This window comes from Bythopirellula superficialaquae (assembly GCF_059632245.1).
On record NZ_CP197426.1, the window covers coordinates 3,378,004 to 3,403,184 of the forward strand.

At 55.0% G+C, this 25,181-nt stretch carries 14 protein-coding genes; 2 read left to right on the plus strand and 12 right to left on the minus strand.

Annotation, left to right across the window (positions count from 1 at the left end; all coding sequences use genetic code 11):
• Positions 1-628: 628 nt before the first annotated feature.
• Entirely contained in the window at positions 629-1,585 is a 957-nt protein-coding gene (locus SH678x_RS13815; protein ID WP_496919044.1) for a quinone oxidoreductase family protein, read from the minus strand.
• Between the two features lie 355 nt (positions 1,586-1,940).
• Between SH678x_RS13815 and SH678x_RS13820 the strand changes: the two genes are divergently transcribed.
• Entirely contained in the window at positions 1,941-3,140 is a 1,200-nt protein-coding gene (locus SH678x_RS13820) for a PEP-CTERM sorting domain-containing protein (protein ID WP_496919045.1), read from the plus strand.
• Positions 3,141-3,323: 183 nt separating this feature from the next.
• Here SH678x_RS13820 and SH678x_RS13825 read toward each other — a convergent pair whose 3' ends face one another.
• Positions 3,324-4,736, minus strand: a complete 1,413-nt coding sequence (locus SH678x_RS13825; RefSeq protein ID WP_496919046.1) for an undecaprenyl-phosphate glucose phosphotransferase — start codon at positions 4,734-4,736, stop codon at positions 3,324-3,326.
• 388 nt (positions 4,737-5,124) lie between these two features.
• Here SH678x_RS13825 and SH678x_RS13830 point away from each other — a divergent pair, with 388 nt between their 5' ends.
• Positions 5,125-11,241 carry an alpha-2-macroglobulin family protein gene (locus tag SH678x_RS13830; protein ID WP_496919047.1) on the plus strand — a complete coding sequence of 2,039 codons (6,117 nt, stop codon included), beginning with the start codon at positions 5,125-5,127 and terminating at the stop codon, positions 11,239-11,241.
• A gap of 261 nt (positions 11,242-11,502) precedes the next feature.
• Here SH678x_RS13830 and SH678x_RS13835 read toward each other — a convergent pair whose 3' ends face one another.
• From SH678x_RS13835 to SH678x_RS13880, 10 genes are all read right to left on the minus strand, one after another.
• On the minus strand, positions 11,503-12,318 hold the full coding sequence (locus SH678x_RS13835) for a WecB/TagA/CpsF family glycosyltransferase (RefSeq protein WP_496919048.1): 816 nt from the start codon (positions 12,316-12,318) through the stop codon (positions 11,503-11,505).
• Positions 12,278-13,537 carry a glycosyltransferase gene (locus tag SH678x_RS13840; RefSeq protein WP_496919049.1) on the minus strand — a complete coding sequence of 420 codons (1,260 nt, stop codon included), beginning with the start codon at positions 13,535-13,537 and terminating at the stop codon, positions 12,278-12,280. Before SH678x_RS13840 ends, SH678x_RS13835 begins: the two co-directional genes overlap by 41 nt.
• Positions 13,534-14,403 (minus strand): polysaccharide deacetylase family protein, encoded by an 870-nt coding sequence (locus SH678x_RS13845; RefSeq protein WP_496919050.1) that lies wholly within the window; start codon positions 14,401-14,403, stop codon positions 13,534-13,536. Before SH678x_RS13845 ends, SH678x_RS13840 begins: the two co-directional genes overlap by 4 nt.
• Before the next feature lie 89 nt (positions 14,404-14,492).
• On the minus strand, positions 14,493-15,692 hold the full coding sequence (locus tag SH678x_RS13850) for a glycosyltransferase family 4 protein (RefSeq protein ID WP_496919051.1): 1,200 nt from the start codon (positions 15,690-15,692) through the stop codon (positions 14,493-14,495).
• 35 nt (positions 15,693-15,727) lie between these two features.
• Positions 15,728-17,011: an O-antigen ligase family protein gene (locus SH678x_RS13855; RefSeq protein WP_496919052.1), complete on the minus strand. Its 1,284-nt coding sequence runs from the start codon at positions 17,009-17,011 to the stop codon at positions 15,728-15,730.
• On the minus strand, positions 17,008-18,375 hold the full coding sequence (locus SH678x_RS13860; RefSeq protein WP_496919053.1) for a lipopolysaccharide biosynthesis protein: 1,368 nt from the start codon (positions 18,373-18,375) through the stop codon (positions 17,008-17,010). Before SH678x_RS13860 ends, SH678x_RS13855 begins: the two co-directional genes overlap by 4 nt.
• A 23-nt stretch (positions 18,376-18,398) precedes the next feature.
• Positions 18,399-19,493 (minus strand): sugar transferase, encoded by a 1,095-nt coding sequence (locus tag SH678x_RS13865; RefSeq protein ID WP_496919054.1) that lies wholly within the window; start codon positions 19,491-19,493, stop codon positions 18,399-18,401.
• A gap of 62 nt (positions 19,494-19,555) precedes the next feature.
• Positions 19,556-20,203, minus strand: a complete 648-nt coding sequence (locus tag SH678x_RS13870; RefSeq protein ID WP_496919055.1) for a CpsD/CapB family tyrosine-protein kinase — start codon at positions 20,201-20,203, stop codon at positions 19,556-19,558.
• Between the two features lie 44 nt (positions 20,204-20,247).
• Entirely contained in the window at positions 20,248-21,807 is a 1,560-nt protein-coding gene (locus SH678x_RS13875; protein WP_496919056.1) for a GumC family protein, read from the minus strand.
• Positions 21,808-22,195: 388 nt separating this feature from the next.
• The gene (locus SH678x_RS13880) at positions 22,196-24,940 is read right to left on the minus strand and encodes a glycoside hydrolase family 78 protein (protein WP_496919057.1); all 2,745 of its coding nucleotides are present in this window, start codon (positions 24,938-24,940) and stop codon (positions 22,196-22,198) included.
• Positions 24,941-25,181 lie beyond the last annotated feature (241 nt).

Below are 25,181 nucleotides of genomic sequence, written 5' to 3' on the forward strand. Positions count from 1 at the left end.
TTCCGGGTGGCATGCCCTCGTACTCGTGGGCATGTCTCGACGGTGAACAAACATGCCCACTAAGTGCCTCAGAGGGCATGCCACCCTCGGCAGTGAGCTTGGCGAGGTTTGCTAGGTTTGCTTGGTTTGCAGCCCCCCTGAGCCCGCAAACCTGAGTTTTCGCGCGAGCGCTGGGGTCCCAACTTTGGTGACGAAACTCCTGGGTTTTGTCACTTGGCGATGTTCCAAGTGCTTAAAGTTTAAGCCCTTGCGAAATTCGCACGTTCCAAAATGGGTCGAGTTTTGGTCAAAACGTGCGGCGAGCAAGTTCTAAAACCCACTCAGCTGTTTCAATTGTCAAAGAACACTCGCCTTTGCGGCGAGCGTGTATTTTAACTAATTGGAGTGGCCAAATCTTGGAAATTTTTGGTCGCGCAGGATTTCGAGGGTAGCACTGATACTTCGTCCTGAGAACGTGTTGAATACCGGCAGGCTTTGCAGGACAAGTATCAGTGTCGCTTGCGACAAGAAGTGTTTCATGTCGAACACCTCGTGTGCTGCGCACACCGACACGAATCCAGTCGAGTCTTTACGTCGTCGGTCCGATTTGCGGATGTCGTGTCGGTGCTACCCCGCTGCCACCCCGCACTCAATCCACACGCAATACGATTTTTCCCCTCACGCCGCCGCGCTCGATGCGTCGGTGTGCCTCGGCGGCCTCTTGGAGAGGTATTTCCGCGCTGATGACAGGACGGAGCTGACCTCGCTCGACCAGTGTTGCAATGGTTGCTAAACGTGCCGCGTCGGGCGATGTAAAGACAAAATGGAGAGCTGCATTCTTGTTATAGGCGTTGAGCAGGTTGTGGGGTTGATCGTGGTCGACGATGCTGACTAATCGCCCGCCGAACGCAAGACAGTCAATACTCCTCTGGAACGTATCGCCTCCGACCGTGTCGATCACCACGTCCACCCCGCGGCCAGCTGTTAACGACAGCGTTTCAGCCACAAAGTCCGTCGTCTTATAGTCGATCGTATGACTTGCTCCCAACTCTCGGACCAAGGATTCATTCGCACCCTGGCACGTGGTCAAAACCCTCGCACCGCTGATTGCCGCCATCTGGATAGCGAGTGATCCGACCCCTCCCGCTCCCGCATGGATCAGGACCGAGTCACCTGGCGAAATTCGTCCCCGTTCAAATAAGCACTGCCAGGCCGTCCCCGCGGCGAGCGGCAACGCTGCGGCCTCGGCATGCGTCAGCGTGCTTGGCTTTCTCACTACGACCGCGGCCGGAACAACATGCTGCTCCGCGTAAGTGCCGGCACCGGCCAGCAGCGGGGCCATGTAGAACACCTCGTCTCCCACACCAACATTGTCGACACCCTCACCCACGGCCTCGACCACCCCCGACGCTTCGTTGCCTAAGATCAACGGAAGTTCAACGCTGCCGGCGTAGTCGCCACGGCGGGTCTGGATATCCAGCGGATTCACACCCGAGGCATGAACGCGGACCAACACATGCATCGGTGGCAGGGTCTGCGGGGAGTCGACCGTCTGATATTGCAATTGATCCGCGCCACCGAACGCTTCCAGGACGACTGCTTTCATGGATGTTCCTTTCGACTCAGGCTTACCCTTGGGGCAATTATCTCGCCTATAGCGGCAGGCACAAGTCGAAGCTTTTTTCGGCGCACGGGGCGAAAAAGGGGGGCAGAAGAAAGGAAACCACGAATCAAACGAATGGCACGAATAAGTCGGGTAGCACCGACACGAATCCGGTCGAGTCTTCTCGTCTTCAATATGATAAGCGGATGTCGTGACGGTGGTAGCCAGTAAAGTTGACCGAGTCGCCTTCGTAGACCCGTTTTCCCAAAACAAGATCGCCATTGGACATCCTCAGTGGAAGCGTCCATAATGAAGACTCTTGACCTTGGCTCACTGGTCGTCGGAATGCGAATTCGCCATGAAATACCTAGCTGCCGCGATTATTCTGTCGGGCTTATGCTTGGTTTCGCTTCCAGCCTGCGCCATCCAGCCGGGCGACATTCTGATGCTCACAGACCTCGGCGTTGGCGTCAAACCAAAAGCTATCAACAACAACGGACTTATTGTAGGTCAAGATGCAACGGGTCTTGCCTTTCTTTGGCAAAACGGCACGATGACAAACCTCGGCACGCTTGGCGGCTCGCAGAGCTACGCAAACGATATTAACGACAACGGCATTGTCGTCGGTTGGAGTCTTGATGACAACGGCCTGCAAAAAGCCTTTCGCTATGACAATACACTGGGTGTTTTGCAAAACATTGATCCTTTGACGAATTTTTCGAGTTCGGCCGAAGCGATTAATAGCCTTGGCGACGCAGTGGGTTGGAAGAATAATGGTAGTGCGAGTCGCTCTAGTATTTGGACCCCTGCTGATCCTAACGGTCAGTTGGTGTTTGGCGGCGGCAGTCATCAAGCCCTTGGTATCAATGACCAAGGCCAGATCGCCGGCGTGGCCTTCAACGGCACCGGAAATCCTGATGAAGGATTTTATTGGGACCCTTCTGATCCGATGGATGGGATTTCGGGTGGGTTGGGGTCGGATTATTTTCCCTATGCAGGGGTAAATAATTTTGGAATGACGGCGGGAGAACGAAGTTCAGGCTTGGGCGCTTATTTGAATCTAGCGAATTCTTCTGAAATATCAATTGGCTTACTTGAAGAAAGTGATTTGGTTTCTTCAATTTTGGGTCTCAACGATGTGGGTGATTTGGTCGGATACTCTGGTAGTAGCGGTATCGCCTATGACTTAGCGACGGGCACCTTGATGGACATGAATAGTTTTCTAAAAACTGGTTTTGCAGCCGACGCGATCCTTCGCATCACCGATATCAACAATCACGGACAGTTTGTTGGCGTGGCACAGTTTAATGGTATGGAACATGGCATCCAGGGTTTTGCAGTCGCCCCCAGACCCGGTGATTTTGATACCGATGGGGATGTCGATGGCCGTGATTTATTACTCCTACAGCGCAATCCAAGCGGCGGCGATCTTGGCGATTGGCAAGCCAACTACGGCACGGCCTGGCCTCCCCTGGATGTGATCACGGCTGTTCCCGAACCGACCAGCCTATGGCTTATTGGCCTAGGAGCTTTCGGTCTGCTTGGTCGTCGGCTCTAACGTTGGTTTGCAAATACTAGGCGAGTGAGCAACCGCCCGTCGTCGCTCTGTAGGCCAGTGGTTGTCCCGCACTTGGTCGAACTTGCCCCAAAGCTGGCGTGCGATCAAAAGGGGACAAATTTGGGGGCCTAGTAGGAATTGTGGCCGTGAGTTGGTGGATAGTGGGAAGACTGTCCGCCGCGCTTAATACGCGTTTTCTTGCTTGAATACGACGAATACCGTTTGGAACAGAATCTTGAGATCCATCCACAGCGTCCACTCGCGGATGTAGCGGTGGTCGAATTCGATGCGGCGTTCCATTTTTTCGAGCGTCTCGGTTTCGCCGCGCCAGCCGTTCACTTGGGCCAGGCCCGTGATGCCGGGTTTCACTTTGTGACGGAGCATGTAGCCGTCGATCAGCGTGCGGTACTGTTCATTGTGTGCAGAGGCATGGGGCCGCGGGCCGACGAGTGACATGCTGCCACCCACGACATTGAACAATTGTGGCAGTTCGTCGAGCGATGTCTTGCGCAAGAATTTGCCGATCGGCGTGATGCGGTCATCGTCTTTGGTGGCCTGGCGGATGTCGCTGCCGTTGTCACAGGTTCGCATCGAACGAAACTTCCAAACGAGGATTTCTTCGCCCGAAAGGCCGTACCGTTTCTGGCGGAAGAAAACTGGGCCGGGGGATGTGAATTTCACGAGCGCCGCGATCACAAGAAGCGGCACAGCAAGTACCGCCAGCAGCGAGAGCGAGACCACCAGATCGAAGCCCCGCTTGAGGACGCCGTCGATGCCCGAGATGGGGGTTTCAAACACGCTCACCACGGGCAGGCCGTTGATTTGGTTCCAGCGTGCGTGCAGCATTTGGAACACAAAGAAGTCGGGCACGATGTACACCGAGGCGGTCGTATCGCTCAGTTTGCTGAGGTAGTCGCGAATTCGTTTTTCGGCGCGCATCGGGAATGTGATGAACACCATGTCGACTTCGCCACGGCGGGCTAAGTCGGCGAGTTGATTGAGCGTACCGGCGCTGGGTAAATCATGGCCCAAAGCTTCCTTGGTACGGCTGGTAGGACGATCATCGAAAAAGCCCGCCAGCTCCAAGCCCAGCTCCGGCGAAGCTTGGATATTCTGTGCAAGTTGCACCGCCAATTGATTTACGCCGCAGATCGCAAAACGCTTGGTATTGAAGCCGCGTTTTCGCATATTCTTCAGGAACATCAAAAACACCACACGGCAACTGCCCATCGCCATCGGCGTCAGAAAGAGCCAGATGATTTTCGATTCGTAACTGATGTGGGCGTTGAACTGGGTGAGCAAGCCGATCCCCAACACCAGCGGGGCCGTGTAAATCCAGTTGAGCACCATGCACCACAATTCGAGATACAAGCGCGAACCACGCCAGTTGCGGTAGAGCCCACTCATCTCGGAAGCGATCAAGTGCATCAGGAGCGTCGTCGCGCTGATGACGGCCAGGTCTGAGCTGTCTGTACCGAAGGTGTATCGCAGTGCCAAAAGTGCACTGGTAAAAATCGCCACCGAGTCGATGAGTCGATAGGCGATACCCAACATCGAGCGTTGTGTGCGTACCTGATAATCTGTCGAAGTGCCCACGGCCATGCTTCCGGGTCAAGGGGTGAAAAGGATGCGTGGCGGGAAATGAGGCACCACGGCTTGTGCAAGTTTACGTCCCCAAATTGAGGTAGGCGGCGTGATTTCGCGTAAGCGCAATTCATGTTGCGAAAAAGCAACAATCCCCAAAAACGCAGGGAACTAGCGAAGCCATCCGTGCGTCAGAATTTTTTGACATTTTGCGCGTGACACGGACTCGGGTGGACCTTGTGTGCCATCTGACGTAGAACACACATTTCGCGCCCGACGTAGTTTCCCTGACGGCAGCAGGAACTGTTCTTTGAGGCACATTCCCACGATGATTTTGCACGACTTACTTTACCGATCCAGGCTTTTCCGAATTTTGGCTTTTGCCAGTTTGTTGCTCGCTATGACGACGCCTTTGTTTGCTGCGGATTCCAGTGAGAACCACAAATTGGCGAGTAAGCTGTTTGAGGAAGGCAACTTTCAAGAAGCGGTGGAAGCCTACGCCGCCGTGCTGGAAAATAACACGGCCGACACCGCCCATCTGGTGGCTAGTGTCGAGCGCTCGCTTGAGTGCTATCAGCGCTTGAACCGCGTGCAGGAAACCGACGTCTTCTTGGAATCGACGGCCAAGACTCATGCGGACAACTGGCAGGTGCTCGCCGCCGTGGCGCAGGGGACGATGAACCAGGTTCATCACGGCACTCTGATCGGCGGCCAATTCGAGCGCGGCGTTCATCGCGGCGATACGGGCAAGGTCGTCAACGCTCAAGAGCGTGACCGCGTCCGCGCGTTGCAACTCTTTCGGCAAGCCTATCGATTGCTGGAAGCACGTCCTGAGGAACAAGGATCCTCGAAAGCCTTTTACTTCATGCAGAATTTTGCCTTGGCCGTGCTGCGGGGCAACGACATCAGCCAGTCTTGGCGATTGCAGGAGCTGACCGATCTCGAATTTCTGCCCGACTACGAAGAGGATTGGAATCCACGGTTTGCCCCGCCGATTGGCGCTCCGGTCGATGAAGCGGGTCAGCCTGTATTTTATAGTCAGGCCACCTCGTGGGAAGCGGCCAAGAACGATGGCGAGCGGTGGCGATGGTTATTGGCCCAAACTGTTGAGTGGCAACCGAAGCGTAAAGCTTATGAATTGGCCACGCGGGCCGATTTTTTGCTTTCGCAATTCGGCGTGCAAACTCTGGCTGACTATGGCTGGTGGTTTGGGCGGCAAGAAATCAGTGGCGATTCGAAAGACACCGGCACGTTTGCGCTGCACACACTGACCGATGAGGAAACAATCGCACGGCTCGCAACCGGCATTCAGCGGTTCAGCCTGCCCGACGAACAGAACTACATCAAGCTCTACGAACAAGCCGCCACAGCCGCGGCCGAGCAGGAAGGAAGTGCCTATCTCACCCGTTGGGAACAAGTGACAAGCTCGCTAGCCAGTATTTTTGAGAACCGCCGACAGTATCCCCGCGCGGCCGAGTTTTGGGCTCAACTTTCGCAGCGCGGCCTGAATCAACAAGGGGCCCGCGAGCGTTACTTGCAGATCACCGCTCCCTGGGGTCGTTTTGAACCCGTTTCGTCGCAGCCTGCCGGCACTGGGGCGACGTTTGATTTTCGTTATCGCAACGGCAAACGGGTCAGCTTCGTCGCACAGAAGATTGAAGTCAAAAAGTTGCTCGACGATGTGAAGGCTTATCTCAAGTCGAATCCCAATCATCTCGATTGGGAACAATTGCAGATCGAGAATTTCGGCTATCGGCTCGTCACAAAGGATCAGAAGAAGTATGTCGGCGCGGAAGTCGCGCGGTGGAGCTTGGACCTGCAGCCTGCGGAGAAGCACATCGACCGTCGGATTTCAGTGACGACGCCGCTGCAAGAGCCGGGGGCTTATCTCGTGACCTCGACGATGGCGGGAGGCAACAGCACAAGCATTGTGTTGTGGATCAACGACACGGCGATCGTAAAAAAACCGCTTGCTGGGGAAACGCTTTATTACGTGGCCGATGCGGTTTCCGGCCAACCGGTCGCCAAATGCAATGTTGAGTTTTTTGGCTACTGGCAACAGCATCTCGACGCGAACCGCTTCAAAATCGAAACCGCTAATTTCGCCGCGAACACCGACGCCAACGGCCTTGCGAAGATCAAAGCCGACGAGGCCAACCGACGGTATCAGTGGTTGGCCGTCGCCACGAATCCCGCGGGCCGATTCGCTTATCTGGGGTTTCGCAACATTTGGGGGGGTGACTATTACGACCAGGAATATCAGCAAGTCAAAGTCTTTACGATCACCGATCGACCTGTTTACCGACCGCAACAGGAAGTTCATTTCAAATTCTGGGTCGCCAATGCGCAGTATGACATGCCGGATGAATCGCGGTTCGCGGCCAAATCCTTTCAGGTCGAAATTCGCGATCCTAAGAACGAGAAAGTTTACAGTTCGCAGTTGATCTCCGATTTGTACGGCGGGCTGTCGGGAGATTGGGAGGTCCCCGCGGGTGCGACGCTGGGGCAGTACCAGATTAACGTGGTGAATCACGGCGGCGGGACATTCCGAGTCGAGGAATATAAGAAGCCCGAATTTGAAGTGTCGGTCGACGCGCCGAAAGAGCCTGTGCAGTTGGGCGAGACGTTCACAGCCAAGATCTCGGCCAAGTACTATTTCGGCTCGCCCGTGGTGAACGCCAAAGTTCATTACAAGGTGCTCCGCACGAACCACACCGATGATTGGTTCCCACCGTCGCCGTGGGATTGGTTGTACGGTGCCGGTTACGGTTGGTTCTCAGAAGACTACAGTTGGTATCCCGGCTGGGCACGCTGGGGATGTGTGGCCCCCTCGCCGTGGGCGTTCTGGCGAAATCCCGCGCCACCGGAAGTCGTTGCCGATCAGCAAGTCGATATCGGTCCCGATGGCACCGTGAATGTCGAAATCGACACGGCACTGGCCAAGCAGTTGCATCCCAATCAGGATCATAGTTACGAAATCCAAGCCGAGGTTGTCGACGAATCACGACGGACCATTGTTGGTACGGGCAAAGTGCTCGTTGCCCGCGAGCCGTTTAAGGTCATGATTTGGACCGACCGTGGGCATTATCTTACGGACGACACGATCACCGTGGGCGCTGCGGCACGCACGCTCAACGGCAAGCCGGTCGCTGGGAAGGGCAAGCTGCGTCTATTAAAAATTACTTACAAAGACGCCAAGCCCGTTGAAGCCGAAGTCGGGCGATGGGATTTGGAACTCGGCGAAACGGGGCGTGCGGAACTTCCGATCAAGGCGTCCGAAGAAGGGCAGTATCGCTTGGCGTTTGAGTTGACCGACGCTCAAGGTCGAACCGTCGAGGGGGGGCAAGTCTTTACGATAGCGGGTGCGAATTTCGATGGTTCGCAGTTCCGATTCAATGATATCGAGATCGTGCCGGATCGTCGCACTTATGAGCCTAGCCAAAAGGCTGTGTTGCGAATCAACACAAACAGCGTTGGTTCGGCGGTGCTACTATTCTTACGCCCGGCTAACGGAATCTATTTGCCACCGCAGATGGTGCAGCTCGTGGGCAAGAGCACACTCGTTGAAGTCGACATCGTGGCCAAGGACACACCCAATATCTACGTGGAAGCGGTCACGGTTCACGGCGGTCGGATGCACACGGTCGTGCGTGAATTGTTTGTGCCACCCGTTTCGCGCGTGCTAAATCTGGAAGTGCTGCCTTCGGCCAAAGATTACTTGCCCGGTGAGACGGCGAAGGTTTCGCTGAAACTCACCGACAGCAAAGGGAAGCCGTTTGTTGGTTCGCTTGCGCTGGCCGTTTATGACAAGGCGCTCGATTACATCGCCGGCGGCTCGAATGTTGGGGACATCCGCGAATTTTTCTGGAAGTGGCGGCGACATCATCAGCCACAAGGAGAAACCAACCTGCAAGGGATGAGCTATGAAGTCAGTCCGCCGAATAAGCCAACGATGCAAAACTTGGGGATTTTTGGTGAAACCGTGGTCGATGAATTGGCCACGAGCGACGGCCGCGAATGGTTTCAATCGCAGCGTGGTCAACAACGGATGATGCTCGGAGTGGAAATGGCGGCACCGATGGCCGCAGCTGCGCCGGAAGGCGCGATGGCCAAGGGAGGCATGGCGGTAGCGGACTCGAGCGCGACGACGTCGGATGCAGTTCTGGTGGTTCCGACGATTCGTGAAAACTTTGCCGACACGGCGTTCTGGAAAGCGGCCTTGGAAACTAATGCCGAAGGGATCGCGGAAGTCGAGTTCCCGATGCCGGATAATCTCACCACTTGGCGGATTCGCTCGTGGGGCATGGGGGCTGGCACGCGCGTGGGTGAAGGCTCGGCGGAAGTCGTTACCCGCAAGAATCTGATCGTGCGGTTGCAAGCCCCACGTTTCTTTGTCGAGCGTGATGAAGTCGTGCTTTCGGCCAACGTCCATAATTATCTGTCAACGGAAAAAGAAGTGCGCGTTCGGCTCGAACTGGAAGGCGACACGCTGGAAGGCCCCGCCGAGATGGAACAAACCGTGACCATCGCGGCGAACGGCGAGCAACGGGTCGATTGGCGCGTGAAGGCCGTGCGCGAAGGGCAAGCCACAATACGGATGTCGGCCCTCACCGACGAAGAATCCGACGCCATGCAAATGAGCTTCCCCGTGTTGGTCCACGGCATGCTCAAAACGGAATCGTACACGGGCGTGATTCGTCCCTCGGAATCGAAGCGCGATTTTACGATCACGATTCCCAGCGAACGACGAGCGGAGCAAACGCGGCTGGAAATTCGCTACACGCCCACTTTGGCGGGTGCGATGGTCGACGCCCTGCCCTACCTGATCGACTATCCCTACGGTTGCACCGAGCAAACGCTCAATCGTTTTTTGCCGGCCGTGATGACACAGCAAGTGCTGCGAGATATGGGTCTCGATCTGAAATCGATCCAAGAGAAACGGACCAATCTCAATTCCCAGGAAATCGGCGACGATGCGGAGCGAGCCAAAGGATGGAAACGATTTGACGATAACCCTGTGTTTAGTGATACGGAGTTGGCTGCGGTTGTCACGGCGGGTGTGAATCGGCTCACCGAGATGCAACTCGCAGACGGGGGTTGGGGATGGTTCAGTGGGTTGGGAGAACAAAGTACCGCCCACACCACGGCCACGGTCGTGCGTGGTTTGATTCTTGCCGAGAAAAACGGCGTGGCGTTGGTGCCGGGCGTATTGGACCGTGGGTTGGCATGGCTGGAGAATTATCAGGCCGAGCAAGTCCGCATGATCGAGAACTACGCCAACGAGCAAGCCAAACCCGCGGCGGAACGGACCGGCATTCGCACCAAGCCCAAGGCCGACAATCTCGACGCCCTGGTGTTCATGGTGCTCAGCGAGCAACCGGTCACGCCCCCGAATCCCGATACGGTCAACGTTGACACCATGGATAAGATGCGCGAATTCCTGTATCGCGATCGCACGGACTTGGCGGTTTACAGCTTGGCGACTTTCGGCGTAGGACTGCACGCGCAAGGTGAGTCTGAAAAGCTCGCGATGGTGATGCGCAATCTGAGCCAATACGTCGAACAAGATGAAGAGAATCAAACGGCCTGGTTGAATCTACCGCGTGGGTTTTGGTGGTTCTGGTATGGGAGCGAGTACGAAGCTCAGGCGTATTATCTCAAATTGCTTTCGGTGACCGATCCCAAGAGTGAAGTCGCTCCACGGATGGTGAAGTATCTGCTCAACAATCGCAAACATGCAACCTATTGGAACAGCACGCGCGACACAGCCTTAGTGATTGAAGCGTTTGCTGACTTCCTCAAAGCGAGCGGCGAGAACAAGCCGGATGTCACGATCGAAGTTTGGATCGACGGCCAGCAAAGGCAGCAGGTTTCCGTAATGCCGGAGAATTTGTTCACATTTGAGAACAAGCTCGTCATCACAGGAGAAGAACTGGCTGCGGGAGAACATACCGTCGAGATTCGCAAGCAAGGAGATTCGCCGGTTTACTTCAACGGCTACCTGACCAATTTTACGCTGGAAGACAACATCGCCGCGGCAGGTTTGGAACTCAAAGTGAACCGGCAATTCTCTAAGCTCACCCCGGTTGAAGCCTCGAAAACCGTCGCGGGGGGACAAGGACAAGTTGTCGAACAACGCGTCGAGCAATTCGACCGCGAGCCGCTGGCCAATTTGGCGGAAGTGAAAAGCGGCGATCTTGTGGAAGTGGAGCTCATCGTCGAGAGCAAGAACGATTATGAGTACATCTTGCTCGAAGACATTAAAGCCGCGGGTTTCGAGCCGGTCGAGGTGCGGAGTGGTTACAACGGCAACGAGCTGGGGGCTTACATGGAGCTTCGCGACGAGCGAGTGTGCCTGTTTATCACGCGGCTTGCTCGGGGACGGCATAGCCTCACTTACCGGCTCCGCGCGGAGATTCCGGGTCGTTTCAGTGCCTTGCCCACCAAGGCCTCGGCAATGTACGCGCCGGAATTACGGGGCAATTCTGATGAAATCAAACTGCAGATTGCTGATTGAGAAATTAAATCTGGGCGGAATTTAACCACAAAGCCACGAAGGGCACAAAGAAGAAACGAAAGAATGCCAAAGTAAATGAGTTCCTCGGATTGGCATTTGCACTTTTTAAACCACAAATCAGACGAATAACACGAATGAAGGCAGGAAACAAAACAGTTCTTTTACGCTATTAAGTTCATAATCGCTTATTAGCGAAAATGAGCGGTTAACTTTTTTGTGTGTTTCGTGTCCTTCGTGGTTACAAATCTGCAAAAACTTGTACTAAGCTTCACTCGGCAAAGGGGCTGCTTTCTTTGCCAATAGCTTTTGCGAGACGCATTGCCTCGCGAGCTTGTACGCGAAAATCGAATTCGTGGTGAGGTAGCGTTTTCCCAATCGGCGTGGTTCGCTGCACGCGCGGAACAGCCATTCGAGGCCGTTGCGCTGCATCCAAGCGGGGGCCATCTTCTTGGTTTTGGCATGAAAATCAAACGCCGCCCCCACGCATAATTGCACGCCGCGAATGCTTTCGCGATGCTCGTAGGCAAAGTGCTCTTGCTTGGGACTTCCCAATCCAATGAACACAAACTTAGCGCCGCTCGCATTGATGCGTTCGACGACCGCGCCATCTTCGGCAGGAGTCAGCGGACGAAACGGCGGTGATTCGGCTCCGGCAATCACGATCCCGGGAAAGCGGAGTTCGAGTTCGGCGATCAATTTGTCGAGGACTACCTGATTGGCACCGCCGTATAAATAGATGGGGGTGCCTTCGACTGCTGCCCGTTCGCAGACGCGGCGCATCGTTTCGGGGCCGTAAACGCGTTCCTGCATGGCCGTGTCGTAAAGCATATTCAACGCCCAACGCACGGGCTGACCGTCGGGTGCAACAATGTTGAAGGAATTCACCCGCTGCTGAAGCTCCTTGTCGGTGCTCGCGCACACGACCGCGTGCGCGGCGTGAAAGGATGCAATGGCGGGGATATCGTGGTGCGCGGCTTCAAACAGCCGGTCAACCGCTTCTTGATAGTTGGTAGCGCTGACGGCGACCCCCATCAAGTCATAACGATTGGGCCAACGTATCGATGTTGCTTCGGTCATGGATGGTGTCCTGATGGCATTGAGAAATTGAATCGGGTTGCCGAGCTAGTGCAGCTTGGGGCTGCACGACGCTCGCGTAGATGTTCATGAGCTGCTCGTAGTTAGCGGCAGCGGTGTATTTGTGTTCGAATTCGGCACGGGCTTGCTCGCGCATGGCAGCGGTGTTGGGAGCATCAGCCACAATGCGTTTGACCTGCATGGCAAAGTCATTGGCATTACGCGGTTCGAAATGCAGGCCGGTACGCTCGTGGTCGATCATTTCCGCCATGGCCCCCAGCCGCGAGACGACCGCCGGGGTGCCCGCGGCCAAGGATTCGATCAGTGTCTTGGGGCAGCACTCGTACCATTCGGAAGGCACCACCAGACACGCTGCCGCTTGCAGATGGCGAAGAACCTCGGGTCCTGATTGTCGTCCGAGCCACTCAATGCCGTTGTTTTTGGCAGCGTGCTCTTGCACCAACGGCGCGAGGGGGCCATCGCCTAAGATTTTCAGTGGCAAAGTTTCGCTTAAGCGATCCCACGCTTGGAGCAACGTGGCGATTCCTTTTTCCGGTGCGAGGCGGCCCACAAACAGGGCGTAGCGTCCGGCACCATCACCCACTCCGGGATCGGGCGAGATGAAATTTGGCTTCACCGTGATCTTGTTCGCTGGTAGCCCACCCTCGACAAACTTTCTAGCAGAAAAATGGCTGAGCGCGACAAAGCGATCCACCGTGTTTCGCCAACTGCCTAGTAGGCGATGCGCTGTGGTCATGGCAGCAACCACACCCGTGGCAAGGCGGCTGGAACGGTAACAGCCGTGTATGACACCGGGTAACGCTACTGATTTACCGAGACAATCTTCGCACGGCTTGCCATCGCGATAAAACGTGCTCGCCGGGCAAAGCAGACGATAGTTGTGCAGCGACTGAACCACGGGGATCGACTCGTGCTTCGCCGCGTAATAAGCCGCGGGAGAAATGAGTGGGAACGTATTGGTGAAATGCACAACGTCGGGACGCTCGTTGCGGAGCAACTTGGTGATCGAGCGATAGCTGTCGCGGTTCCAAAACGTTTTGGTCGCCAGGGCGAGGCGACTCATTTGCTCGACGTCGTCATTGTGAACGGTGTAGCGTACGACATCATGGCCATGCGATTCCAATAGCGCGGCCTCATCGGCAAAAACTTGGTCTTCGCCGCCGGGCTGTTGATAATGGTTGTGACAAAGAAGAATTCTCATGACTGTGATGCTCCTCGCAGCATGCCGCGCAGACGGTGCTTCATACGAGGTGCCCAGTCGTACCAGCCGTTGAGCTTACCGGCGAGCGTAAAGCTGGTGTCCCAATCGAACACGCTGATTCGCCCCCAGCCGAAGGGATCGCGACAAACATCGACAAGCGAAGATTCGGTCGTCAGGGCGCACGTTGCGCCGGAGTCTCGCGCGGCGGCAAGCAGTTCCTCACTTGCATAACCGGCCGCGGGATTCCCGAACGGCAGCGAGAACATAGGATACTCGACGCCAAATCGCAGCTTCAAGATTTCGGCAGAGATTTGCATCTCGTCGGCAAATTCGGCAACATGCTGACGAAAATCGGCGTGCGTATGGGTATGCGTTCCTAAATCGATAAGGCCCGAGTCCAACATTTCCGCGCATTGGTCCGTGCGAATCGGGCGGTAGTGATCCCCAGGAACTTGTGAAGCAAATTCTTGGCCCCAGGTATCAAAGGGAAACGGAGCATCACCATCCAAATACGCGGTGCTCAAAAACAATGAGGCAGGGATGGAAAGTTCCTGCAAAATCGGCCAAGCATGCGTGTAAACCGATTCAAAACAATCATCAAACGTGACGACGACCGACTTCTCGGGAACCGTCTCACCGCTATTGTGACTTGCCAGCATTTTGGAAAGCGAGACAAATTGAAATCCACGTGCCCGTAAGCCCGTGAGTTGCTCGCGGAAGTGCGCGGGGGTCGTGTTGAACGGCGGTGCCGGCACGCCGGGTGTCAGTGGCGCGATGCGGTGATACATCAGAATGCCAAACGTGCCGGTAGCACGTTGGCCGCAACATCGCGATAACGTACCGGCAGCCTGGCTGAGAACACGCATGGAGAGTTCGTTAGCACGTACCTTCAAAGTCGGCCGCCAGGATTCGACCGGCACTATAGGAAGAGCCACCAATGATTTGTTTTGAGCAATCATGGGCGTCTCTTGGATTTTAGTTTGTCCAGTGCATAGTCGACTGCCAGGCGGATGCGCTCGGCGACTTGATCAATCGCCATACGAGCAACGGCCTGCCGCGCCCGTTGACCCATTTGTGGCAGTTCGTGGCGTGCTTCGTAGGCCAGCACAAGCTTCTCGTGCAAATCGTCGATTTCAATCGGGTCGCAAACCCAGCCGTTCACGCCTTCCTCGACAAGCTCGGATTCGCCGCCATAAATCGAGCCAATCACGGGCAACCCCGCGGCCATCGCTTCCTCAAACGCCAGCGAGAAGCAATCTCTCAGCGTCGGAAAGACAAACACATCGGCGGCAGCGCAAACCTTCGCGAGGTCATTTCGCGGGACGAAGCCCAGCACGCGCACATTGGTCAACCCGGATTCGGCGACCTCAGATTCGAGAAACTTCCGATCGTTGCCTTCACCGGCAAAGACCAGTGTGGCATCAACATTCGATTTCCGACTAAAGTCATTCCAGGCCCGAAAGAGATTGTCGGTTCCCTTGAACTTCACGATCTGACCAACGTAGAGGTAGCAGACACCAGAAATATTGTGCTGCTGACGGAACGTTTCTCTCTCGAAATCACTCACCGGTTGATCGAACGACTCAAGATCCAGAGCTTGGCCAACCTCAAAAATGCTTTCCGCTGGAACCGTAAGACTCTCCAGATATTGGCGAGATTGCACGCCATTGCAGATATAAGCATCGGGAAAAGATCGCAGCAGTTTGCGAACCAGTCGTTGTGGCCGCCCGATAAAAGATTCGGTATGGCTGGTTCCCTCGTTGTAGACAATCAACTTGTGGCCGGTGAGTTTTGCGGTGAGAGACGCGAGCAGCGTGCGCACGCCGAATTCGTTGCTCAGCACCACGTCGGGCCGAAACTTAAACATGTCGGGAACGATACCGACGGGCAGATGCACTTCCTTGTCGACGACGCATTTTTGATCTTCGCCAAAATTTTGCCGCCGCATGTATTTGAGCGAATAACTCTGCTTCGTGTTGAAGCCGTCGGTTGCTGTTACGTCCCACAGCCGATCGAACTCGCGATCGATGCACGTGAAGACTTGAAATTCCCAACCCGGCGTGGTCGCCAATTCACGATACAACGGCACGCGGTAAGGCGTGTTTTCGTTGGTGAGCAATGCCACGCGCAGCGAACGACGCTTTGACGTTCTCACGGATGCAACGGCTGGTGGTAGTTCCAATTGAGCGGTCATAGGGTGACAAGCCTTTTGTCAGAGCGAGCAATTTCGCTCTGATGCCAGTAGAGCGCGAGCAACCACAAAACGGTGTGCGTGCGCGGCATCGGGCCGAAAAGTAGCGATTCGGTAAGGCCGGCGACGACGAGGATCACCAGCACGAGCGCGGGGAAAAGTTCGCGATAACGGATCACATTGTCGAACAAACCCAAAAACATCGCGGCGAGAAGCAAAGTTCCCACGATGCCCGTGGTGAGCATCACATTTAGAAACGTATTGTGGGCGTGATGCAGTTCGCCCATTTGATAGCTATTGCCGTTGTACTCGTAGAGGGCTTGCCGTGAGCAGCCGTAGCCATAACCCCAGAGCGGAGACTCACCAATTTGCTTAAGCACAAAGGGCCAGAATTCCGTTCGCCCGGTTACGTTGTAGATTTCTTCCTGCGTGCCGGAACGAGAGGCGAGTGTGAGAACATCTTTCCCGCGAACCGAAACCAGCCCGCAGGCAAAGACAAAAACCAACACGGTTCCACTCACAGCCCCCGCCAACGCCAGTTTCAATACTCGTTCGCGTGGTGCCTTCATTAAAATTGCGAGACCGATGATGCCGAACGCCGCAAGAAACGACGTGCGACTCTGGGCCGACGCGATCGTGACAAGACCGATCAGAATTGGCAGCAGTGATTGTTGCCAACGCATGAAACGGCAATCCACAAGCGCGAGCGTAGCCGCGATCAGCCAAACACCCTGAAAACCCAGCTGTTGGGCATCACCTCCCACACGGTATTCGATTTCGCCCCCAGCTTCATAAGCGGAGCGTCCGATGGAGGGGACCAAATAATAAAGCGACCACGCCATCACGATGAACGCCAGGGAAGAGACAAAAATCGTGATGAGGATTTGCTGCTTCTCGAGTTGGGCCAGCAATGCCGGAACAAACAGCGCCACGCACAGCAGTACGATGCAAGCCGTCGCGGCATAGGATGGCGAAATCGCGATGGGAACCGTGGCCAGCGCCCAGCCACAAAACAAGAATACCCAGGCACCAGGAAAATTTAGCAGAAAGGAATAGCTGGATCGCCAATAAACTAACCCATAGAGCCCACAGGCAAAACAAATTGCCAGCCGCATCAAAAGTTGCCAATCGAGACCAAAGGTTTCGTCGGCATCGGGGCGGAAATCATAACTGGGGATAACGAGCAATACGAACAACAGCAAGCAGCTCAGCCAAGCCGGTGCTTTTGCGGGAAGAACCTTTTCGTGCAGCGGTTGGGTCAATCGCAAGGCGGCGGAGCTCATGAATTGGCCCCTTCTGCCGGTGTTGCATTAGGCAACGAATTGGACCGCACGTTCAAAATGATGGCGGCGAATAAAAGCAATGTGCTCACTGTGTAGCCAGCCAGCGCGCCTAAGGGAATGCTCAGTTCGGCCCAGCGATCAAACGCCAAATAGACAAAAACGCACATCACTACGGCCCCCACGAGCCGCGTGTAAACTCCCAAAATGGCTTTGTTGCGACCTTGCAAAAAGGCTTCCGCCACGCGGCCGCAGCCAGCCACGGCATAAGCAGGCAGCAGCACCAAGGCGAGTGGTACAGCTCCGCGAAAATCTGGTCCAAAAACCAACACCATCAACGGTTCCAGCACGAGCGCAAACGCCACGACAGCAATCAGCTGTACCCCCGCAATCAAAGCTGCGGATTTCGCCACGTGGCCTGCCGTAGGTCGTCGTTCACGGCGTGCTCCCGCATTGAAAGCAAATAGCGACAAAGCAATCGGCACCACGAGCAGCAGATTGGCCGCGGGTACGGCAGCAGCGTAATACCCTTGAATTGTGAAACTGGTGAGCCACATGAACAGAAAAATGTCGAGCCGGTCACAAAGGTCCGAAACTAAGACATTGAGCGCATAAGGTCGGCCGCGATGCAAAATTCGCTGCACCGTAGGGCCATTGCGTGTGGCCGAAGGTTCTTCAGCAACCGATCGTGAAAGCCGTTGATAGAGCAACCCCATCAAAGGCGATGCGGCAAACAAAATCGAGGCTACAAACGCCGTATGAGCGCCGCAGGCCCAGGCGATTCCAAGCAATAGCGGAAAGGCAATGCCAGCAGCAAGGCGGCTCATGTTGTAGCGACGGAAATCTCCCCGGCCATGATCGACCGACAGCCATAACAGTCGAATATGCTCAAACGGCAGAAACAACGAACACAACAAACAGAGCGGGGCAAGATATCTTTTGTCGGGCGGTAGGGCCGTGAAGGCAAGCACGGCGACAACCAACATCGTTCCTAAGCCCGTGAGCATTCCCAAACGGCGGGTCGAGTAAATCAAGCCCACTGCATCTTTGTGCTTGCGGGCCGCCCAACGCGCGACGGCGTATTGGGTGCCCAACATACCGACGTAAATCAAAGTCTGCGTGTAAAACACGGCCGTCGCGTATTGGCCCCGTCCATCTGGGCCGAGCATGCACGCGAGGAATACGCCCTGCAGCGTCATGAAGCCAAACAGCACGAACGAAGTCACGACCGTGCCGAAAATGTCGCGCGTGATATACTTCCGGAAAGCAGCAACAAGCGATTTGCGCCCACGACCGATCATGCCGACGCCGTCGGTCATGTCAGCCTCGCCAGCGAGGGCGGCATATTGCGGCGGGTTAGATGACATGTCTTTTTACGAACGGCGAAAGTTTACCGAGCACCCTTGCAGAATAAGACGGAAGGAATCGTCAGTAACAGAAGTTTCACATCCTGAAGCAAACTTCGTTTTTTGATGTATTGAATATCCATCCGAACCCACTCGGCGAATGTCACACTGGAACGTCCAGAGACTTGCCAGATACAAGTAATTCCAGGCGTGACGTCGAGTCGATGACGATGCCACGACTCGCATTCCTCCGATTCCTCAATGGGAAGCGGGCGAGGCCCTACGAGCGACATATTTCCCTGCACCACATTGAACAGTTGGGGAAGCTCATCCATGCTGGTCGTCCGCAACAGTTGTCCAAATCGTGTCACGCGGGGATCGTGGGTGAGCTTGAACGCGGGACCGTCTTGCTCACTGAACTGGCGGAGCATCGCCTTCTCGGCATCAGCCCCAACTCGCATCGTGCGAAACTTATATATTGGAAAAGGCTTGCCTCCGAGCCCGGCGCGTTTTTGGACGAACAAAACAGGTCCGGGCGAAGACAATTTCACCAGCAGCGCCACAATCAACAGCATGGGTGTCAAAATCACAATCATGCAGAGCCCAACGGCCAAGTCGATTGCTCGTTTCCATCGCGGCGTCTTCGCGGCAAACAGCGTTTGCATCGGATGCACGGCAACCGCTGAGCCGACAGTTTCTTGCTCGTCCTCGAAAACAGGATTGCCATCGAGATCGAAATCCGCGGGGTAAACATACACTTCGTAGCTGATCGTGCCGCCAGCCCCGCGATATTTCTCGCACACGTCACGTGCCACGACATGCGCGCCGGCTTCGGGCGTATCGGGAAGAATCACGCCAATGCGGCCATCCTCGAGATACCCTTTGTCGTCGGTGATGCGCAATCGCTCGTGCAAGATGCTGGCCAGTACGTGTATACCCTGACCGTCGCAATCGTGCTTGCCGATCGTGATCGCCAGCAGGCAGAACGGAGTATCACTGCGGTTCGCTTGAAAGCGGGCACGCTCCAAAAAGTAGAGCAGCCGATTCACGGAAAGCAGGTTGTCGTGATGAATTGTTCGGCCCGGAGTCGCTCCGAACCCGCTCCTGAATCGTTCTAGGAGCATCGATAGTAGTGTCATGTTCAATCAATGTTGCAAATTCAATCGTGGGGAGTATCAAGTACCGAGCCGCCGGCAGAATTCTATTGGTGGTAGATGGCTCCCAAGATCCGGGCGCCACCGTGTTCAAGTCGCCGCGTCACTCGTCGCGCTACGCGACCATCGACTTGACCGGCCGATACCACCAAAAAGATTCCGCTGAGTGCTTCGGCATACGCAAAGCACTCACTCAACTCATCAGCCTGGGGTAAATTGAAAACAATCAAATCAAATTCACTGCTCAGCTCATCGAGCAAACTGGTAACGTCGTCGACGTCGTAGTCCGAGCCGAGTTGTTTACCGCGATCGCCAGCAGCAAGAACGCTCAAACGCTCCACCGCGGTCGGCAGCAAAGCATCGCCCAACAGCGCCGCACCGCTCAAGATGTCGGTGAGGCCGGTTGGAGCAGTCAGTTTTAATTTTTGAGCAATCGCTGGTGACTTCGTGTTCGCGTCGACCAATAACACCCGGCGATTGCCGTTGCGCGCCGCGACGATGGCCAAGTTGATGGCGACGACGCTTGTCTCTTCGCTTGCGGAACAACTGGTGATACCGACGGAAAAAGAACGTGTTTCGCGAACAGCCTGTTGCGTTTGCACGCAGCGCAGCAGCGCCGAATAGTAGTTCGCCAAATCGCTGGCTGCCGATCCGGCGACCGTGGCGGGGCGATCTTGAGCTCGCTCACTACTCATTTGGTTTGCGGTAATGCTGGAAATCATCGCCATGAAAGTTGCGCCTAGTTCATGAGGATGGTGTGACGGGAATTGGCGGGCAAGGTGACCACCACGGGAATGCCCAGTTGATCTTCCACCTCAAGCGGAGTGCGCAGGACGCGATTATTGAGTTCTGCGAGAATCGCGACGCCAAGGGCACCCACGCAGGAGAGCAAGAAGCCCGCCAAGAGCACGATGGCCTTCTTGGGACTGACTGGCTTTTCGACCAACGTGGCCGGCTGGGAAATATTGAGGTTGGAAATGTGCTCTTCATCGAGCGACTGCTGAATCCGTGCTTGTTCGAGCTTTTCGGCATAAATGCGGTAGTTGGCTTCCGCGAGCGCGGCTTCACGCCCCAAATCATTCAATTCCAACTCATGGCCGTTAAGCGCTTTCAACTCTTCTTGTGCAAGCGTGGCTTCATGGTCGAGATTCGTAAGCCGCGCTTGCCAGGAATCCGCCGCTGCTTTTTCGACCATCAGCTCAACTTGCAGCTTCTGCACCGAAGGATTCACCGCGGTCGTGGAATAGGTGCGAGAATCTTGTTGATCGTCCATGATGTCTTTGGCCTCACGGACTTTCTGACGCGCGGCAATGACCAGCGGATGTTCTTCGGTGTACTTCGAGAGTAGTTCCTTTTCCTGAATCTCGAGGGCGTAAAGTTGCTGCCGCATGTTGTCCCCCGCCGTGTTGGGCATGCCGTCGACTTCTTGCGACGTGATCCGCGAGGGTAACGCGGCAATTAACTTTTCCAAACTGGCAACACGAGCAGAACTTGCGCTCAACGAGGTATGCGCAGAAAGCTGCTCGGTCGAAATCTTTTTGACTTTATCTTCAACGAGCTGCCGTTTGCCTTCCAACGAAGCGAGCCCCATTTCATTTTTAGCCTCGGCCAACTTTTTCTGAAACTTATTCACTTCGTCAGAAAAAAGTTTGGCTTGATCGACGAAAAATCCGTAGGAGCCTGCCGTCGCATGGATACGTTGATGTTCGCTGAGATATTCATCAACGACCGCCGCCACGATCTGCTGAGCTTGTCGTGGGGACCGCGCTTTGTAAGCGATCGAGATGATGTTCGATTTCTGTTTGGCATAAATGGCCAGATTGTCCCCCAGAGCTTGAACAGCCTTCTCCCGCTCGCTGATCGGGCCGGTGGGCTCAAGCCACCCGGAAACTGTTCCCACGACGCTCGATAAGGCTTCTTTGATTGCGTTGGGGTTGGCAGGTTCGCCACCCTCCGAGGGTGGCAGCAGAATGGCTTCTGGACCCAAGCGGTCGACGACTCGCTCCATGAGCGCGCGGCTCTTGAGCACTTCCAAAATGGAATTCAGTTCGCTTTCGCGGGATTCATTGAGTGCAATGACTTGGCCCGTGGTCACCGTGGGATCGAGCGTGACGCTTTCCCGACCAACTCGCACAAATAGAAGCGATTCGGATTCGTAAGACCGCGGCAAGAAAATTAGCACGGCCACCGATAACGCCATCAGGCTGCAAAAAGTCAGGAGTGACTTCTTGGGATGACGTCTGAGAATGCGCGGTATATCGCCCAAGCCCAAAGTGGGGGCTTCTCGCACAAGGGTCATGCGTAGCTCCGAGGATGTGTATCGAGAATCTGGCCGCAATCGCGATCCAACGCGGAGTGTTTATTCAACTAGGCGAATCAATGCCCAGTTGTGGTTTGCTGGTTGTCCAACAGCCAAGCGTGATTGGTGCGGACTTCAGCCGAGGCGGGTTAATGGTGACCTTAATGTTCGGTGGGAAAATCTCCAGTCTTTGACCACTGGAATCCGATCTCTCTGAACACAAAGTCTTGTTAAACACCAATTTGCGCAATCCTTACAATATTTACCATCGCTACAAGAGTCAATGGTTGAGACTTGCAAAACAGCAGGATTCTACAGTCGAAACTAGCAGTCGAGCATGCCTCACACCCTCGGCAAGGCTGTGCCTAAGTCAGTCCGCTGAAACCAATTACTGCTTATTAAAACCAGGTTTCGAATATTCGGCGGTAAACACATAGCTGCCTGATTCAATTTCTATCGTCGCCACATGATCGGCCATTCCCAACAGCTTAGCCCCTTCAACGTCAGTCAAAGGCTTGTCCCCTTCTCGGATGGTCTTTGCATCGTCGGTGGGTAGAGTAATCGTGGCAGTCGTATTGGCGGGGATTTCGATCTTCAATAGGAACTCATCGCCCCGGCAGTCCCAGCGACAAAAGATCGGGCCACGAACCGAGTCATAGCTCGCTTCGGCAAACGTGAGATCACCCACCGGGTGCGGCGTGATCAACATATGTTTGAATCCAGGAGCCGCCGGGTCGGGATTGATCCCCACGAGCGTGCGAACATACCAATTCACACAATCGCCAAGAAAAATATGATTGTGCGATCCTCCGTCGGTCCACATTTCCCAGAGAGTCGTGGCCCCCTGCTTGATCCACCAGCCCCAGCTTGGTTGGGTTTCTTGAGTAGCCACACGGTAGGCCAATTCGACTTGCCCGTTCTTGGTAAGTGCATGCAGCAGATACTTGGAACCTAACACGCCCGTGTCGAGATGATCATCGGTCTTATGCAAACTCTCCACGAGGGCGTCCGTCACCGCGGCCACTTTACCTGGTTCCACCATATCGTGAAACAGCGCGCAACTTTGCGATGTCTGGCTGCCGTTGGAGTAGTGGTGCGTTTCAGGATTGTAAAGCTCACGGTTAAAACCCGCCTTAATGAAATCTGCTCTTTCGGCGTAATGCTGAGCTTCATCGTCGCGCCCTAACAATCGCGCGGTCACGGCCACGATATTCGCGTCGTGAAAATGATAAGCCGTGGAGGTGACGATCTCGGGGGTCGTGGTTTTGTAGGGAACATAATCGCCGAGCCCTATCGCATTGGTGCCGGTCTTGGCTTCCCGATTGAGATAATCGACGTAACGACGATGCTGATCGTACAACCGTTTTCGGGCGCGCGAGTCGCCATAGTACAAATGCAAATAGTCAGGGATGATCAGAAACGCGCTATCCCACGCCGGACCATTCCCCCATTGATAGCCCCAACCACCCGTGGGCACGATGCCGGGGAGCTTGCCATCGCCCTGCTGCTCGTCGGCCATGTCGTCGAGCCATTTTTCGTAGACGGTCGCCGCATCGTAATTCCAGAGCGCCGTTTCACACGCCAAATGCGCATCAGCCATCCAGCCGTTCTTTTCGCGGTGGGGGCAGTCGGTGGGAATGCCATGTAAGTTGCTCAAGTACGACCAACGGGCATTCTCCCAAATTTGATTCAGCAGAGGATTGGAACATTCGAAGTGCCCGACTTCGGGAACCGCGGAATGAATGAAGTGGATTTTGAGATTATCCGCGGTGAGCGGTTCGTTCGCGCCTGTGACTTCCACATACTGAAAACCGTGATAAACAAATCGCGATTGCCATGATTCTTCGCCCTCGCCTTTGAGAACATACGTGTCGGTTTGAAACTGCTGATCCTTTCCTTTATTCCAAACATGCACGGCGATCTCGTCTTGATTCACCGTGCCATCAGCGTTGAGTCGCTCGCCATACTTCATCGTGACCTTGCTGCCTGCAGGGCCGGAAATTTTGATCTCGGCGCAGCCTGCTAGGTTTTGTCCTGCATCGAAAACGTAAACCCCGGGTTTCGGTTCAGTAACTGACACGGGTTTGAGCGTCTTGTCGACCATGATTGGATGGAACGCTTGCGCCACCAACTTGCCGCCGGGCGACTTCACAACTTGGGCAGCGTCCCAGCTGCTATCGTCAAAACCCGCCCGATCCCAGCCCTGCTGCTCAAGACGCGCATCGTAGGTTTCGCCGCCGTAAATGCTGTTGTAAGTGATGGGCCCCGCGGTTGTTTTCCAATTTTCGTCGGAAACGATCCGCTCGGTGGTGCCGTCTTCAAACTCGATCACCATTTCCAACAGCATCCGTGGCGAGGCCCGCCACGGGGCCGTATCGAAATTCCAAGCCGCCAGCGTTTGCACGTTCAGCCAACCGTTGCCCAGCATCACTCCCAGCGCGTTTTCGCCCTCGCGAAGATCCGCGGTTACGTCGTAAGTCGAATAAAGCACCCGTTTGTCATAGCGCGTGTACCCAGGATCCAAACGGCGGTTGCCAATCCGCTCGCCGTTGATCGAAAGCTCATAATAACCCAAGCCGGTCACGTAGACTCGGGCTTGCTTGATCGGCTTGGAGAGCGTGAATTCCTGTCTGAGCAGCGGCAAAGGTTGTGGTTCGATCGATTCGTTGCGCGCGATCCACTTGCCATGCCAGTCGTCGGGATTGAGCAATGCCATTTCCCACGTTGCCGGTTCACTCCAAGCCGATTGTTGACCAGGGGCATCCCAAATCCTCACCTTCCACCAAACTTTTTGATCCGTAACCAACGGCTGGCCGGCATATTCAATCGCCACGGATTCGCTGGAATCAACCTTGCCCGATTCCCATAAGTCACCAATATCGTTGGCGAGTTTGTCGGGAGAACTCGCAACCAAAATTTGATATGCGGACTGACTTTGATTGCGTTTGTCGGCATCCACTTGCCAACTCAACCGCGGCTGTGTTTCGTCAAGTCCTAAGGGATCCGTCAGATATTCGCATCGCAAGTTTTCCACACGGCAAGCCGTTGATTCCGCGCGTGACTCGCTATTCAGAATTAACGCCGTGATGGTCGTGAATAAAACACAGACTGTAGTTTTCCGCCAGTGAAACATGCGTGCCTCATTCAGCAGGTAAGACTTGATGGCAATCCGAGAAGTGAGCGAGCCCTAGTATCGTAAGCAGTCACCGTCGCACAGAGCTAGACCTACGGCTGATAACAACAAACTCGAGGCCAAAATAATTCTCAATGACTTGTGAACCTTTGGCCGTTATTTCTCAATGACTGGCTCACGTAACCTGGGAATAATGAAAAGTTGATAATCAGCATTAGCACAGTTGAAAACATTGCTAGAA

Bases quoted from the DNA above. Each gene is read 5' to 3' on its own strand.
- SH678x_RS13815 (WP_496919044.1), bottom strand. From the start codon at position 1,585: ATGAAAGCAGTCGTCCTGGAAGCGTTCGGTGGCGCGGATCAATTGCAA.
- SH678x_RS13820 (WP_496919045.1), top strand. From the start codon at position 1,941: ATGAAATACCTAGCTGCCGCGATTATTCTGTCGGGCTTATGCTTGGTT.
- SH678x_RS13830 (WP_496919047.1), top strand. From the start codon at position 5,125: ATGACGACGCCTTTGTTTGCTGCGGATTCCAGTGAGAACCACAAATTG.
- SH678x_RS13835 (WP_496919048.1), bottom strand. From the start codon at position 12,318: ATGACCGAAGCAACATCGATACGTTGGCCCAATCGTTATGACTTGATG.
- SH678x_RS13840 (WP_496919049.1), bottom strand. From the start codon at position 13,537: ATGAGAATTCTTCTTTGTCACAACCATTATCAACAGCCCGGCGGCGAA.
- SH678x_RS13845 (WP_496919050.1), bottom strand. From the start codon at position 14,403: ATGCGTGTTCTCAGCCAGGCTGCCGGTACGTTATCGCGATGTTGCGGC.
- SH678x_RS13855 (WP_496919052.1), bottom strand. From the start codon at position 17,011: ATGAGCTCCGCCGCCTTGCGATTGACCCAACCGCTGCACGAAAAGGTT.
- SH678x_RS13860 (WP_496919053.1), bottom strand. From the start codon at position 18,375: ATGTCATCTAACCCGCCGCAATATGCCGCCCTCGCTGGCGAGGCTGAC.
- SH678x_RS13865 (WP_496919054.1), bottom strand. From the start codon at position 19,493: ATGACACTACTATCGATGCTCCTAGAACGATTCAGGAGCGGGTTCGGA.
- SH678x_RS13870 (WP_496919055.1), bottom strand. From the start codon at position 20,203: ATGAGTAGTGAGCGAGCTCAAGATCGCCCCGCCACGGTCGCCGGATCG.
- SH678x_RS13875 (WP_496919056.1), bottom strand. From the start codon at position 21,807: ATGACCCTTGTGCGAGAAGCCCCCACTTTGGGCTTGGGCGATATACCG.
- SH678x_RS13880 (WP_496919057.1), bottom strand. From the start codon at position 24,940: ATGTTTCACTGGCGGAAAACTACAGTCTGTGTTTTATTCACGACCATC.